The 15,500-nt window shown below is 51.2% G+C and carries 14 protein-coding genes and 1 pseudogene; all 15 read left to right on the forward strand.

What is annotated here, in order from left to right; translation table 11 throughout:
• Positions 1–40 precede the first annotated feature (40 nt).
• Positions 41–571 (forward strand): type VI secretion system contractile sheath small subunit, encoded by a 531-nt coding sequence (gene tssB, locus RAC60_RS09190; RefSeq protein WP_033742165.1) that lies wholly within the window; start codon positions 41–43, stop codon positions 569–571.
• Entirely contained in the window at positions 571–2,070 is a 1,500-nt protein-coding gene (tssC, locus tag RAC60_RS09195) for a type VI secretion system contractile sheath large subunit (protein ID WP_033742163.1), read from the forward strand. Before tssB ends, tssC begins: the two co-directional genes overlap by 1 nt.
• Positions 2,071–2,610: 540 nt before the next feature.
• A complete protein-coding gene (locus tag RAC60_RS09200; protein ID WP_033742159.1) occupies positions 2,611–3,093 on the forward strand; it encodes a type VI secretion system tube protein Hcp in 483 nt (160 codons plus the stop codon).
• A gap of 121 nt (positions 3,094–3,214) precedes the next feature.
• Positions 3,215–4,090, forward strand: coding sequence for a peptidoglycan-binding protein (locus RAC60_RS09205; protein ID WP_033742157.1), 876 nt, complete (start codon positions 3,215–3,217; stop codon positions 4,088–4,090).
• A 12-nt stretch (positions 4,091–4,102) separates the two neighbouring features.
• Complete coding sequence (locus tag RAC60_RS09210) at positions 4,103–4,504, forward strand: lysozyme inhibitor LprI family protein (protein ID WP_282497990.1); 402 nt, start codon at positions 4,103–4,105, stop codon at positions 4,502–4,504.
• A gap of 628 nt (positions 4,505–5,132) precedes the next feature.
• Positions 5,133–5,372, forward strand: a pseudogene (locus RAC60_RS09215) (FHA domain-containing protein); the annotation flags it as partial.
• Positions 5,373–5,555: 183 nt separating this feature from the next.
• A complete protein-coding gene (locus RAC60_RS09220; protein WP_375093415.1) occupies positions 5,556–6,548 on the forward strand; it encodes a hypothetical protein in 993 nt (330 codons plus the stop codon).
• On the forward strand, positions 6,545–6,958 hold the full coding sequence (locus RAC60_RS09225; RefSeq protein ID WP_375093416.1) for a hypothetical protein: 414 nt from the start codon (positions 6,545–6,547) through the stop codon (positions 6,956–6,958). The genes RAC60_RS09220 and RAC60_RS09225 overlap by 4 nt, the downstream gene beginning before the upstream one ends.
• Positions 6,959–7,476: 518 nt before the next feature.
• Positions 7,477–9,327 (forward strand): type VI secretion system-associated FHA domain protein TagH, encoded by a 1,851-nt coding sequence (tagH, locus tag RAC60_RS09230; protein ID WP_289367347.1) that lies wholly within the window; start codon positions 7,477–7,479, stop codon positions 9,325–9,327.
• Positions 9,324–10,115 (forward strand): PP2C family serine/threonine-protein phosphatase, encoded by a 792-nt coding sequence (locus RAC60_RS09235; RefSeq protein ID WP_039338221.1) that lies wholly within the window; start codon positions 9,324–9,326, stop codon positions 10,113–10,115. The genes tagH and RAC60_RS09235 overlap by 4 nt, the downstream gene beginning before the upstream one ends.
• 10 nt (positions 10,116–10,125) lie before the next feature.
• Positions 10,126–11,130: a hypothetical protein gene (locus tag RAC60_RS09240; RefSeq protein ID WP_375093418.1), complete on the forward strand. Its 1,005-nt coding sequence runs from the start codon at positions 10,126–10,128 to the stop codon at positions 11,128–11,130.
• A gap of 16 nt (positions 11,131–11,146) precedes the next feature.
• Positions 11,147–11,974, forward strand: a complete 828-nt coding sequence (locus RAC60_RS09245) for a type VI secretion system accessory protein TagJ (protein WP_375093419.1) — start codon at positions 11,147–11,149, stop codon at positions 11,972–11,974.
• Positions 11,964–12,539, forward strand: a complete 576-nt coding sequence (gene tssE / locus RAC60_RS09250) for a type VI secretion system baseplate subunit TssE (RefSeq protein WP_039338225.1) — start codon at positions 11,964–11,966, stop codon at positions 12,537–12,539. The genes RAC60_RS09245 and tssE overlap by 11 nt, the downstream gene beginning before the upstream one ends.
• Positions 12,540–12,541: 2 nt before the next feature.
• Positions 12,542–14,419 (forward strand): type VI secretion system baseplate subunit TssF, encoded by a 1,878-nt coding sequence (gene tssF / locus RAC60_RS09255; protein WP_375093420.1) that lies wholly within the window; start codon positions 12,542–12,544, stop codon positions 14,417–14,419.
• Positions 14,416–15,462 carry a type VI secretion system baseplate subunit TssG gene (gene tssG / locus RAC60_RS09260; protein WP_039338228.1) on the forward strand — a complete coding sequence of 349 codons (1,047 nt, stop codon included), beginning with the start codon at positions 14,416–14,418 and terminating at the stop codon, positions 15,460–15,462. The genes tssF and tssG overlap by 4 nt, the downstream gene beginning before the upstream one ends.
• Positions 15,463–15,500: the final 38 nt, after the last annotated feature.

A 15,500-nucleotide genomic window follows, 5' to 3' on the forward strand; every position in this document is an offset into this window, starting at 1 on the left:
CCTGCGAGCCAGTAACCGCGCATTATTTATGGAGAGAACCATGCCAACAATGAAGTCCAGTGGGCAGAAATTTATCGCCCGCAATCGCGCGCCACGCGTTCAGATTGAATATGACGTGGAAGTTTATGGTGCAGAACGAAAAATTCAGTTGCCCTTCATCATGGGCGTACTGGCCGATTTAGCCGGTAAGCCGCTGGAGCCGCAGGCCAGCGTTGACGATCGCAAATTCCTGGAAATCGACATCGATAACTTCGATGAGCGCATGAAAGCCATGAAGCCACGCGCTGCATTCCAGGTCGACAATACGCTGAACGGCGACGGCAAACTGAATATTGACCTGACTTTTGAAAGCATGGACGATTTCTCCCCGGATGCCATTGCCCGTAAAGTCGAACCACTTAACAGCCTGCTGGAAGCACGTACTCAGCTTTCAAATCTGCTGACCTATATGGATGGCAAAAATGGCGCTGAAGAGCTTATCGGCAAAATTCTTCAGGATCCGACCCTGCTGCAGGCGCTGACGCATGTGCCTAAGCAGGCGGATGCCGCAGAAGGGAAGGAGGAGCAATAATGAATCAGACTTCTCAACAACCCCAGTCACAGGGCGATGCCAGTTTTAGTCAGGACGAGTTTAGTGCCTTACTGAACAAAGAGTTTCGTCCAAAGAGTGATCAGGCGCGCGAAGCGGTAGAAAGCGCGGTGAAAACGCTGGCACAGCAGGCGCTGGAAAATACGGTGACCGTTTCCAGCGATGCTTACCGTACCATTCAGGCACTGATTGCTGAGATTGATGAAAAGCTGTCTCAGCAGGTCAATCAGATTATTCACCATGAAGAGTTTCAGAAGCTGGAAAGCGCCTGGCGCGGTCTGAGCTATCTGGTGAATAACACGGAAACCGATGAGATGCTGAAGATTCGTTTCATGAGCATCTCTAAACAGGAGCTGGGCCGCACGCTCAAGCGCTATAAAGGCGTGGGCTGGGATCAAAGTCCGCTGTTTAAGAAAATCTATGAACAGGAATACGGCCAGTTCGGTGGCGAGCCGTTCGGTTGCCTGGTCGGCGATTACTACTTCGACCACAGCCCGCAGGACGTTGAGCTGCTGGGCGAGATGGCCCGCATCGGTGCGGCCGCGCACTGTCCGTTTATCACCGGTACCGCGCCAGGCGTTATGCAGATGGAATCCTGGCAGGAGCTGGCGAATCCACGCGATCTGACCAAAATCTTCCAGAACACTGAATATGCCGCCTGGCGCAGCCTGCGCGAATCGGAAGATGCGCGTTACCTGGGCCTGGTAATGCCGCGCTTCCTGTCTCGTCTGCCTTACGGCATTCGTACCAACCCGGTTGACAGCTTCGATTTTGAAGAGCAGACCGATGGCTCGGATCACAGCAACTACAGCTGGACCAACGCAGCTTATGCGATGGCGGCCAACATCAACCGTTCATTTAAAGAGTACGGCTGGTGTACCTCCATCCGTGGCGTGGAATCAGGAGGCGCAGTGGAAAACCTGCCCTGCCATACGTTCCCCAGCGATGACGGCGGCGTGGACATGAAGTGCCCGACCGAGATCGCCATCAGTGATCGCCGTGAAGCCGAACTGGCGAAAAATGGCTTTATGCCGCTGGTCCACCGTAAAAACTCTGACTTCGCCGCGTTTATTGGCGCACAGTCGCTGCAAAAACCGGCGGAATACCATGATGCGGACGCTACCGCGAATGCTCGTCTGGCTGCCCGTTTGCCGTACCTGTTCGCCTGCTGCCGTTTCGCTCACTATCTGAAGTGCATTGTGCGCGACAAGATTGGTTCATTCCGTGAGCGTGACGATATGGAACGCTGGCTGAATGACTGGATAATGAACTATGTTGATGGTGACCCGGCTAACTCTTCACAGGAAACCAAATCACGCAAGCCACTGGCTGCGGCGGAGGTGAATGTGGAAGAGCAGGAAGACAACCCTGGCTACTATGCAGCGAAATTCTTCCTGCGCCCGCATTATCAGCTGGAAGGATTAACAGTGTCGCTGCGTCTGGTATCGAAGCTGCCTTCGCTGAAGTCGAACGAGAATTAAATTTTTTTGCAATGTAAAGCACGTCCAGGTGGCGTGCTTTTTCAGACGATTAAGCATGACCTTTTTCACTTCAAAAATTCTGTTGCCCGCAAAATAAACCTTTTCTGAAAATACTGGCTCCGGTAGAAGGTCTACGGGTTTCGACCGGGCTATAAAGGTATAATGGCAGGCTACCTAATCAGATATTTTGCTGTTCCATGTCGGCCAGATAAATAATTAGCTCAACTGTTCTGTTATCGCTGTGAGAATGGATAGGGGTTAAGTCATCAGCCTGCAACAGAATGAACGACATAATTAAATTTAGCGTATTTACGACGGATGCCTTGTGTGCGTCAGCATTCATTTGACATACCGATACGGCAAAAAAATCTCCTGCTGTTGCAGTTTATTGTAGTGGGACCCTTCGGGAAGCCTGTAGCACTCCCGAAGTCGAGGCAAAAGTAAAATATGGACTGTTTTATTCAGCCCCATGCTTTTCTCTTTGCCATATAGATGCTTTTTCGAAAGCGACAACTTTTTCCATAACGAAGAGTAAATATTATGGCTATTGATATGTATTTGAAGGTAGACGGCATTACGGGTGAATCTAAAGATTCTAACCATACCGGCTGGATTGATATTACCTCTTTCTCCTGGGGCGCTAATCAGCCGGGTAATATGAGCGTGGGCGGCGGTGGCGGTGCTGGTAAAGTTAACTTCAACGACCTGCACATTAATGCCAAAATCGACAAAGCGGTAACTGCACTGCTGAAAAACTGTGCCAGCGGTAAGCACGTTTCTAAAGTTGAAGTGTCAGTTTGTAAAGCGGGCGGCACGCAAATCGAATACACCCGAATCACCCTGGAAGATGTGCTGGTAACCAACGTTCAGTTCGTGGGTTCAGAGCACGATGACACCCTGGGCGTAACTTATGCATTCCAGGCTGCGAAAGTGAAACAGCAGTACTGGGAGCAGAGCTCTTCTGGTGGTAAAGGTGCAGAAACCAGCGCGGGCTGGAACATCAAAGAGAATAAAGAAGCGTAAGAAAAAACGCCTCCTTATCGGGAGGCGTTTCTCGCTAAGTGGTTTTTTCTTTTTATGCGTTAGGCTCCCAGCCAATTTACAAGGATTTCTCTGGATCAGATTCATTGGGTGGAGATAGTAAATGAGTATTACAGGGTCAGTTGGTATAGGTGGCCGTAATAATTACGGCGATGTAAAAACGGTTCAACGGCTTTTACAAAATAATGGTTTTCCCCAGCTTCGTGATGACGGCAGAATTGGGCCAAAAACTATCGAAGCTATCAAAAGTTACCAATCACGTTTCATGTCACGGCCAGATGGTTTGGTTGATGTTCATGGAAAGACATGGAGTGCACTCTCTCGCTCAGGTAATAGTACCGGTAAAATTTTACCACCTGGGAAAGTCGATGATCCAAATGTTAATTCTGGCCGTCTTACCGTTAATGCGGGACAAATTACATTTGATGCCGAAGGTAATGACAACATTCATAGTCCTTATTTCAGTAGGCATATACATTGGCCAGGATATAACTCAGGTGTAACCATCGGAAGAGGTTACGACATGGGCGGAAGAAGTTCAGGTGAAATTTATTCTGATCTTTTGATGGTGGGGGTTGAGCAAGAGCAGGCAAGGCGTCTTTCTTTAGGCTCTACAAAAAAAGGAAGTGCGGCACATGCCTGGGTTAAAAAACACAGGGATGAATGCGGCATCATATCACGTGAGTCGCAGGCAAGACTCTTTGAGATCATTTACCCAATCTATGTAAGTCGTGCTAAATCTTCCTATCTATCTAAAACTGCCAGTCATCACGAAAGAACGGATTGGGATAAGCTGAAGCCTGCAATTAAAGATATTATTGTGGATTTAGTTTATCAAGGTGCAGGTTCGACGATAAATATGCAGGCGGCTATGCATAATGACATCGATAAATTGGCAGATTTTATTGATAGCTCAGCATATCTCCAAAAGTTTGAAAAGGGTCGTCATCGTGCTCGTTATCTCAGAAGTAGACGATAAATAAGAGGTTACATGAAAAAGATATTGCTTTCTACTTTGTTCGTAGTTGGTATGCAAGTGCTTAATCCGGTTTATGCTTTAAGTGATTGCTCACAAGGAAATAATGATCAAGAGGTTTACGCCTGTGCAGAAAAGAATAAATCTGAAACAGAAGTGATGTTGAATAAGGAATATAAAGCGGCTAAATCAAGGGTTCAGGAGCTTTATAAAGGCAATGATGAGGAGCTTAATAAGTACATAAGCACGTTAACTGAAGCACAACGGGCATGGTTAAAGTACAGAGAAAATGATTGTGAACTTGCCTCTTTTGCAGCGGATAAAGGTAGTGACGCAAGTCTTTCTTATATCAATATCTGCATGTATGAGCACAATGAACAAAGAATTAAAAAGTTAAAAATGATACCTTATCATTAATTATATTATAACAATCAATTCCTCTGGGGTGCATTTTTATTTTCAGCTGTCGTCAAGTGAATATAGCATAGGATAAGTGATGTCTTTTTAAAAGATCTGGCCTTATTAATGCTTAAAAATGGATCGTAAATGTATGCACCTCTTTTTGGCAAGGCAGGCTTGGACGTTTTAGTTCGTATTAAAAATTTTACAGAGGCACTCTTGCAGTTTTTCGATGAGCTCGTTCGTAATTGGCCTGTTATGTTTATGTAATTTAGTATGCTGACATTATTAATGCCATTTATTTTGGCGGGGAGCTTTAGTTGGTATTCGCTTTTTTAAGTTAAATTTTTATTTTAATGGTTTCGCAATTCTTAATGCCGGGACAAGCAGTGATAGTTACAGGCGCACCCGTAGATAGAGCAGCAATGCGCATATCGGATTGACTCACGACTGCGTTGCGTGGCTCAATGAGGCACGTGCTAAAGCATTATCAGAGATGCCCTGCCATGAATTTTTACAGGGTGGATATCCGCAACGCGAGGTTTGCGTTTATCTTTTCTTATCATCCACTAAGCCTCTATATCCCGCCTTTCTCCCCGAGAGACGCGCAATATAGATGTCGAACAGCTAACCGCAGGAATCCGTGATGCGCTTTACGATAATAACCGCTAAACCCGGCTATCAACCGCCGCAAACCAGTTTTGATTTTCTTCCTCCCGGCGGCACAATTGGTCGTGGCGTGGATAACAATCTGGTACTGCCCGACGACGATCGCACGATTTCCCGCCTGCAGGCGATTGTGCATATCACTGCTGAAGGTGAATGCCGCCTGACGAATCGCGGTAACGTGACGCGCGTGCTGTTAAACGATATCCCACTGGAGCAGAGCTCTTCTGGTGGTAAAGGTGCAGAAACCAGCGCGGGCTGGAACATCAAAGAGAACAAAGAAGCTTAATATATTTTCTAGCGGCCTCAGGGCCACTTTATTTAAAAGATATCTAACAGGTCGATTCAATTATTATCTTTGATATGAGTTTATATTAAAGCTATCGTCTTTTGTGGGGGGGATATGCCTGGAAAAAGTTATATTGAACCTGGTTTTTGCGTAGTTCAACGTCCAGGTAGGTTGACTGAGCAAGCAACGTTCTTATTCGATAATCGCAATCTTCCAGCAATTAATTATTTTTTGCAATTGAATGCAGACGTCACGTGGGCAAAGCCTGGGCAGATGCTTATAGTTGCAGATCCTAATGGAAACAATAACCCTGCCGTAATTAATTCGCTCAACGCTGCAAAAAAGCATACTAACAATAGCCTGTCTACCATGTCTGTAGAGGATGCAAATTTTTTTCACCGCCATTATGATTCAATTGCTGCAATCACAAATTTCATGGATAAAGGCACTGGGTTAATCGGTGATGCCGGTGAAAAGTATTTTTCAGAGATAGGCAATAAGTTGAAAGCTATTGAAAATGCTTACCGGAATCAGTACTTAACAGCAGGGACACTAATTGGTGAGCAGTTTTTCATCGAACGACGACGCCTTTTCAATGAATTGGAAGATCTACTTAACCGTTTCTCTCGATTAGCTTTGCGATTACGGCCTTATGAACAAATAAAACATGCTTTAAATCTTTCAAGTTCATCAATAGTCCATGAGTGGCAAACGGCAGGTGTAGGAGCTATTCGAGGATACTCAACTTACGTTGATGCAGCAGCTAAGGCCGCAAGATTCATGAAGTATGGAGGTTGGGTTGCTATCGGTTTCAGTGCATTAAACACAACTAATGATGTCTATAAAGGATGCACAGTTGATCGCGAGAATGAGTGTACAAAAGTTGCTGTAAAAGAATATTCGAAGTTTGCAGGAAGTACAGTGGCTGGTTTTTATGGTGGGGCGTTGTCAGCTTCACTTGCCACAGGCGCATGCGTTGCGTTGGGAGTGGCAACTGGCGGAGTGGGTGCCTTGGCTTGTGGTATAGTTGGTGGTGCCGCAGGTGGATATGGTTTTGGTGAAGCCGGTGGAAAAGCCGTGGACTTTATCATGGATAAGATCTTATGACATTATATGATATCACCATGTATACGATTATTTTTTTATTTTTCCTTATTGGTTTTTTGCATATTTATGCCTCTTTTATTTTTAAGAAAAACAGTGAAAAATACGCTAAGATAATTCGTGACTTTAATAATGCAGGTCTCCAGCTTGATACTACTACTAAATTTTCAAGTAACTTGGGGTTTTATGCAAATTATCAAAAGCTTTCATATTTATATCGCCTTCAAAAAGGTGTGAAAATGAAATTCAGACAAAATGAAGAAGTAAGGGGGGAAGCTTATAATTTTATTCAGTCGCAACCAAAAAATATGACAGCGTGGATCGCTGATTTAGTTGTTTTTTATAAGGCTATATTTGCCCTGACTGCGGTTTTTGGTTTTCTTTTGTTTTTCTTTGTTTACATACTCAACTAGTTTATCGATTAATTAAAGTGAGAAAATAAATCTCGAACTGGTAATGATGTTTTTAGGTGTTTACGTTTTGCGGGCTTTACACTTTCACCTTTTAGGTCATTCCTGGGTGATAGCGTTCTACTTCCGAAAATTAAAATTCATAACTTGGGTTAACAAGTATGTTGATATTAACCATAGTCAAACATTCCATCTTAACGACAGTAAAGAAGTTGAAGCGCTTATTCAGGAAAGCGCCTGAGTTAATACGACGTAATCTGTTTGTTTCATCGCTTGGTCTGAAAATGGAAAAGTTATAGACCATTTTATTGAGAAAATAGGCCCGGGTAAATGACTGTAGGCTGCCATTAGTAATAATGAGCAAGAAGCCTGCACATGTTTTAATGATGAAATGAACGTTACTGAGTTATCATTTAAACAATGAAGACCAGGCAGCACAATCCACTAAGCCTCTATATCCCGCCTTTCTCCCCGAGAGACGCGCGATATAGATGTCGAACAGCTAACCGCAGGAATCCGTGATGCGCTTTACGATAATAACCGCTAAACCCGGCCATCAACCGCCGCAAACCAGTTTTGATTTTCTTCCTCCCGGCGGCACAATTGGTCGTGGAGTGGATAACAATCTGGTACTGCCCGACGACGATCGCACGATTTCCCGCCTGCAGGCGATTGTGCATATCACTGCTGAAGGTGAATGCCGCCTGACGAATCGCGGTAACGTGACGCGTGTGCTGTTAAACGATATCCCACTGGAGCGGGGACGCCAGGTGGAATTGCAGGATGGCGACGTGCTGGGTATTGATGACTACCGCCTGCTGGTTAACGATCTTAATGGTGAACAGCAACCCCAGCCGTCGCCTGTGGTGACGGCTGCACCAGCCAAAGCGCCGGTCATGAACGATGCGCCACCGGTCGCTGCACCAGTCACTGCCACAGCAAGCACGGCGGCCATTCCGAGTGAAATCTGGGACAGCCTGGCAAAAGAGTTTTCCATTTCGGATGATTTGTCGAAGCGTAAAACGCCGGCCCCCGATATGCCAGATGCCAATCCGTTAACTTCGACGGCGGCGAACCGTAATCCGGAAGATCCGCTGGCACAGTTAATCAGCGATAAGCCGCTGGATATCGGGCAACAGCCTAAAACCAGCAGTCTGTTTGATGAAGGCGATGCGCTCTTTGCACAGGAAAGCATCTTTGATGATCGTACGCCGAGCACCTTATCAGCCCAGCAAAATGCTCAGGGACAGCCGAAAGTCGAGGCGCCATCGGGCGATCTGGATCCCCTGAATCTGTTTGGCAGTCAGAATACGCCCGACCCACGTCATCATGACGATCCCCTTGGATTAATGATGAGCGGCGCGGTACCGCTGGCGCAACCTGAGGTGCCGGTTACACAACCTGAAGCACGGCCAGCCCCGCAGAAACCGGCCCCGCAAACGCCTGAGCCTGCTCCCGAACCGCGTGACAGCGCGCCGGTTGAGCTGGCCGAGTTAAGCAGCTCACCGCTGTTTGATCACACTGAAACGCAGCCCACTCACGATCCCGTATTCGAAACCGAGCCGGAGCCTGCGCCGCCTGAAGGGGCGCAGAGTCCCATTGATTACGGTGGCATTACGTTACCGACGCCGCAGGCGGTTCAGCGTGCGCCTTCGCCGACGCCAAAAGGACGACTGCGTATTGATCCGGTTGCCTCGCACAACAATAACGGTGGGGCAGAGCAGACGACAGGAAACAGCAGTAGCGGTGATGCGTTGAAAGGTGAATTGCTGGATGCGTTGCTCGAAGGCATGGGTCTGCAGGATCTGCAACCAACCCCGCAATTCGACCGTGAGCAGATGCGGCAATTTGGCCAGATGCTGAGCATGTTTTCACAGGGAACGGTCGCGCTGCTCTCGTCGCGCTCAATTTTGAAACGCGGCGTGAAGGCGGATATGACGGTTATTCTCGACGACGCGAATAACCCGTTTAAACTGTTGCCCTCGGGCAAGACCGTGCTGATGCAGATGTTTGGAAGCCGCATGCCAGGCTTTATGCCACCACGCCAGGCGGTACGCGATGCGCTGATTGATTTGCAGGCCCATCAGTTGGGTATGATTGCCGGTATTCGTGCGATTATCGCCTCCATGCTGCAATCGTTTAATCCCGACCAGCTGGAAGAAGAGGCGCGTCAGAACGGATCAATCTCACGCATTGGTCTGCTCGGTAATCGCAAAGCCGCGCTGTGGGAACATTTTGTTCAGCGCTATGGCGAAACCGCCGGTGAAATCGAAGATGACTTCCATACCTTGTTTGGCGAAGCCTTCTTGCACGCGTACGACATGGAAGTAAATCAGTATAAAGACTCACAAACCCACACGGATGACGCATGAATATCTCTACTGCTTCCACGTCGAATCAGGGCGACCGCGCCACCAATCAGGATCAAACTGGTGAGCGCATCGGTGAACGTTCGGCCTGCTTTGTGGTGTGCGATGGTGTGGCAGGGTTTCCTGGCGGTGATGTGGCAGCGAAAATTGCGCGCAGCAGCCTGATGGAAGCCTTCGATGGCAATGCGCACCTGGATGCGCAAACTATCCGCGATTACGTCAATTATGCCAACGACGCAATCCGGCAACAGCAAAAAGCCAACAGTCAGCACAGTCGCATGGGCACCACGCTGGTGAGTTTGTTTATCGACAGAGACTATGAGCTGGCTTACTGGGCCCACGCAGGCGACAGCCGCCTGTATCTGTTTCGCCGAGGCTATCTCTATCATGTCACCACCGATCACAGCCTGGTGCAGCAAATGAAAGATGCCGGTCATCAGACCGAAGGCATCAACAGTAACCTGCTTTATTTCGCCCTCGGCATGGGCGATGAACAGCGTGATGCCAGCTATAGCGACGTGGTGCCTATTGAAGACGGCGACGCCTTTCTGCTGTGCACGGACGGCTTCTGGCATGGCGTCACGCTGGAACAAATGCAGCAATCGTTGCATATGGTGAACACGCCAGAAGAGTGGCTGACCCTGATGCAACAAATTATCAAAAACAGCCAACCGCAGGGTGGTCAGCAGGACAACTTCAGCGCCATGGCTGTCTGGGTAGGTTCCCCGGAAGACACCACTTTATTGCACTCGCTGTCAGATGCGGCGCAGTTTTTCCCTCTTCGAGATTGAGAACGCCAACATGAAATATGGATTAGTGGGCCTGGCTGCAATGCTGTTGAGTACCCATGCCTTTGCTGAGAACTATCGCATTGTGCAGTCGCCAACTCAGAAACTGGATGTCTGGATTGATGATGTTAAAGATAACCAGCTCGCAAGCTGGTGTAAGAGCACGGTGAACCTGCGCATTGTGACGCACGGGGATAAAGATCCTTCAGTATTAAATGATTTTCTGCCGCGTGTCGCCGGATTAATGGGCTCGCAATGTAAGCCGCTGCAACAACTGCACTGGACATTAACCGATACCGAAGGTGCCCAACTGGGTAACGGCAGTGCGGCAAAAGCGCAGCAGTGGAAAGTGGTTATTACACCGCTGGCAACCTCCCAACCTGCTTCGGCTGCCACTGCACAGCAGCAGGCACCGGTGACGCAGACGCAACCCGCCGCGCCGGTCGTGCTGAATTCTCCACCCGCCGATACCACGCCATGGCTGCAGTTCAGTTTGCTGGATGGCTGTCATTTCCGGACCTGGTGGCATCAGCCCGCGCAGTCAAGTGCCGTCTTCGTGCCCGCTAAGCAGGGCGTGACCTGTGGCAAAGATGGCTGGCTGAGCGGTCACAGTACCTTAACGGAAGTGGGCAAGGGCCAGAGCAAACCCGTCTCTGTCAGCTTCTTACAGGGTTTCCCGGTGGCGGGCCTGAGCGACAAACAACAGCTTGATGAGCTGACGATTACCACGGTCAACAGCGAGCGCATGGTGCTGAGTGATGAAAAATCGCCAGACAGCTGGCTGGTGCTGCCGTTCAGCCCACAACTCAACGGCTGGCAGGCGGTGAATCAGGTCGTTGTGGCGATGCCTGCCAGCGAAGCCGCAGATGAAAATGCCCTGCGGGCGCGCCTGCAGGAAGTGCGTAAAACCTGGTCACCCTGGCTGAGCAGCCCTGCCTCAATCAAAGTGCAGTTGGTGGAAAAACTCCATCCGGAACTGAAAGATCCGGCCGCCGCCGTCTATCGCACCATCAACTAAGGCATAAGGAGTTTGAATGGATTCTTTACAACAGCGTCTGGCTAGCGCCTCTCTGGCAGAAAACCTGGCCAGCATTACCGCGCAAATCCAGGCAAACCCTGCGGATGCCGATTTACGGGCTGCCTTCGTCCAGCTGTTGTGCCTTGCCGGTAACTGGAAGCGGGCACAGACACAACTGAAATCCTGGCTGGCGATGTTGCCGCAGGCGCAGCCCACCGTTACCTTGCTGCAACAGGCAATTGCGGGCGAAGTATTACGTGAGGCTGTCCTGCGCGGCGAGGCCGATCCCCAATTGCCTGGCAGTGCCTGGCCCTGGTGCAATCTGATGCTGGCCGCGTTAAAAGCCGATATCGCCGGGGATAGCGTAGCAGGGGCGACACTGCGTGCTCAGGCGCTGGACAGCGCAGAAGCGACTGCCGGTCGTGCCGTTGCGCAGGAGGGCGAAAGCCCGTTCGCCTGGCTGATGGACGGCGACAGTCGCTTCGGACCGATCTGTGAAGCGATTGCTAATGGTCGCTATTACTGGATCCCGTTTGCGGCGATCGCGGAAATGGAATTCCAGGCACCAGCAAGCGTGACGGATCTGGTCTGGCGTCATACGCGTTTGCAACTGGTGGATGGCAGTGAGCAAATCTGTCAGATCCCGGTTCGTTATCCTCTTCAGGAAGGCGCGGACGAACGCTTCCTGCGTGCCAGCATCACAGAATGGCAGGCACTGGACGGTGACGAAGGGCAGTTCATTGGGCACGGACAAAAAATGTGGCTCAGTGACGAGGCAGACTTTCCCTTACTGACGCTGCAACAGATGATTTTCAACGAAACTGAGTTACCTCATGAGTCGTAACGACAATTCATCCGGTGACGGCTATTCACAGCTGCATGGCGGCTATCGTTCGCGTAAAAATCGCGAAACGCTGACCGCGCGCGATAAGCTTCAGTCATCGCTGCTGGACAGACTGACGGATGATGCACCCGAGAAAGCGACAGAATCGGGCAACAGTTCGGTGATTACCCACAGCACGCTGCGACGCAATGTACTGCGCGATCTTCAGTGGCTGTTCAACACCATTAACAATGAAGCACAGCACGATCTTAGCGGGTTGAATGAGGTACAGCGCTCTGTGCTGAACTTTGGCGTCGCGCCGCTGGCCGGACAGAATATTTCTGACATTGAGTGGCAGGATATGCAGCGGAAAATGACCGATGCCATCCTGCATTTCGAACCGCGTATTATACCGCAGGGCCTGCAGGTGCGCTGCGTCAGCGATCTGACCTCCCTCAGCCTGCACAACGTTTTGTCGATCGAGATAAAAGGCCGGTTATGGTGCGTACCTTACCCGCTGGAGTTTCTGTTCCGCACTCAAGTGGATTTAGAGAGCGGCCATTTTGAACTACAGGATGCAGGTTAATCATGGACAGCAAGCTGCTCGATTATTACAACCGTGAACTGGCCTATCTGCGTGAGATGGGCGCGGAATTTGCTGCGCAGTATCCGAAAGTCGCCGGACGGCTCGGGATGCGCGGCATTGACGTTGCCGATCCCTATGTCGAGCGGCTGATGGAAGGTTTTGCTTTCCTGACCTCCCGTGTGCAGCTAAAGATGGATGCGGAGTTCCCGCGCTTTTCGCAGCGCATGCTGGAAATGGTGGCGCCCGGCTATCTGTCTCCCACGCCGTCCATGGCCATTGCGCAACTGACGCCGGACAGCCGGAAAGGCGATATCAGCAATGGTTTTTTAGTGCCGCGCGGCACGATGATGGAAAGCCAGAACCTGAAAAAAACCGGTGTCACCTGCAGCTACAGCACGGCACATGATGTGATGTTGCAGCCGCTGCGCATCAGCGATGTCTCCCTGGGGGGCGTACCGGCGGATATTCCGCTGGGAGAACTGAAGGCACGCGGATCGTCCGGGGTGTCCAGTGCACTGCGCATCCGTATGACCTGCGAAGGCATTTCCTCGCTGAGCCAGCTCAGTCTGGACGACATTATGTTTTTCCTCAGCGGCCCGGATATTCAGGCGCTCAAGCTGATGGAGCTGCTGATGCAGCATCGTAGCGGCATTATTTTGCAGTCCGTGGAAGCAAAACCGCAGCGCCAGTCGCTGCCAGACGATGCGCTGGAGCAGGAAGGCTTTTCGCCGGATCAGGCGCTGCTGCCGGATGACCTGCGTAATTTCGATGGCTATCGTCTGCTACAGGAATATTTCGCTTTCCCGGCACGTTTCCAGTTTGTCAGCCTGCGCCAGCTCGCGCCGTTTTTGCGCCGCTGCGACAACACGCAGTCTTTTGACATCGTTATCCTGCTGGATAAAGCAGATGCCGCGCTGGAAAGCGTGGTCGACAATACGCACCTGGCGCTGCACTGCACGCCGGTGATCAACCTGTTCCCGAAAACGGCTGAGCGACTCAAAGTCAGTGACAGTCAGCATGAATATCATCTGGTGGTCGATAACATCCGCCCACTGGACTATGAAATTCATTCGGTGAAGCGGCTGTTTGCCTCGGTGGAAGGGCAGCGTGAAGAGCAGATTTTCCGTCCCTTCTGGAGCACCTTCAGCCACGATGGCGGCGATTACGGCGCCTATTTCTCGCTGCGTCGCGAACAGCGCACACTGTCCGAACATGCGCTGCGCTATGGCACCCGCACAGGCTATATCGGCTCTGAAGTATTTTTGTCGTTGGTCGATCAAAACCACACGCCGTGGAACAGCGATATCCGCTACCTGTCTGCCGAGGTGATGTGTACCAGCCGCGATCTGCCGTTAATGCTGTTACAGCAGGAGCAGGGCAACTTTGTTATGCCCGACTCAATTCCGGTCGGGCAGCTTACCTTATGCAAAGGGCCCACGCCGCCACGTCCCGCGCTGGCAGAAGGGCTGTCAGCGTGGCGGTTGATCAGTCATCTGCAGATGAACTATCTCAGCCTGATGGACAGCAGTGAGGGGGAAGGCGCGGCGGCCTTGCGCCAGATGTTGAGTCTGTATGCGAGCCTGGCGGAAACGCCGCTAACGCGCCAGATCGACGGCATACGGCACTGCAACCTGAAAGCCGTGCACCGTCGCGTACCGGAACCGGGCCCGGTGGTCTTTGCACGCGGCGTGAGCATCGCGCTGGAAGTCGATGAACAGGCTTTTTCAGGTGCCAGTCCGTGGCTGTTTGGCAGCGTACTGGAGCGCGTCTTCTCTCGCCTCGTGGCGCTGAACAGCTTTACCGAATTCACCCTGAGCAGCCAGCAGCGCGGCGAAGTGGGCTACTGGCCACCGCGCATGGGTAAAAAGGCGCTGCTATGAGTGAAACGGCGCACATCATTCCCTTACAGCGGGCCGTTCGCCTGCCCGATGATTTCTGGCAGGCGGTCATGGCCGCTCCCTGGCGCTACGACCTGTTTCAGCTGTTGCGTAAGCTGGATGCCCAGAGCGGTCAGCGTTATGCCTTAGGTAAAGCGCCGCTGCCAAAATTTGAAGCCGTGCGCATCGGACAAACCCCTTCGCTGGCCTTTGCACCGTCCACCGTGTCACAGGTTAAACCGCGCGAGCAGGACGACCGTTATGACGTGTCCATCTACAGCTTTGGCTTGTTCGGCCCTAACGGCCCGTTACCGACGCACTTAACGGAATACGTTCGTGGCCGCATCGATCACCACCAGGATCACAGCCTGAGCGCCTTTGCCGATCTGTTCCACCATCGCGCCACCTTGCTGTTTTACCGGGCCTGGGCGAATGCTCAGCCCACCAGCTCGCTGGATCGCCGTGATGACCGACGCTTTCAGGATTACCTGGCCTGTGTGGCAGGCATTGGCTTACCGGCTCAGCAACAAGCCAGTTCGCTCAGCCTGCATGCGCGCCTGATGCTGTCCGGCCACCTCAGCCGTCACGGTCATGATGCCGAAGGCCTGGTGCGGATTCTGCGTCATTACTTTGGTGTGCCGGTGATGTTGCAGCAGAACGTGCCGCAATGGTTAGCGCTGGACAGCCGCGATCAGGCGCGATTGTCAGCAGGACGCCACATGCCGCGGCTGGGTGAGTCCGCTTTCCTTGGCGTGGCCGTGCGTGATGTGCAGCATCGCTTCCGCCTGCGCATCGGGCCACTCAGTGCCGAGCAGTATGAACGTTTTTTACCCAATGCTCAGGGCGCGTGCGAAGTGCGCGACTGGGTACGTCACTATTTAGGGATTGAGATGCAGTGGGATCTCAGCCTGATCCTGGCGGCCGACGCCGTGAAAGGGGTAACCCTGGGCGGTGAGGCGCGGCTGGGCTATACCAGTTGGCTTGGACAGCAACCGCAGCCCATAGATCGTGAAGATTTTGCTTTTGAGGTTGAGGCCATGCCGTAACGGCGCAACCGCTTTCCCCGATATTTAGCCGCTTCTTT

This window comes from Pantoea sp. BR_17 (assembly GCF_041955125.1).
In the GTDB taxonomy this organism is placed as follows: domain Bacteria; phylum Pseudomonadota; class Gammaproteobacteria; order Enterobacterales; family Enterobacteriaceae; genus Pantoea; species Pantoea stewartii.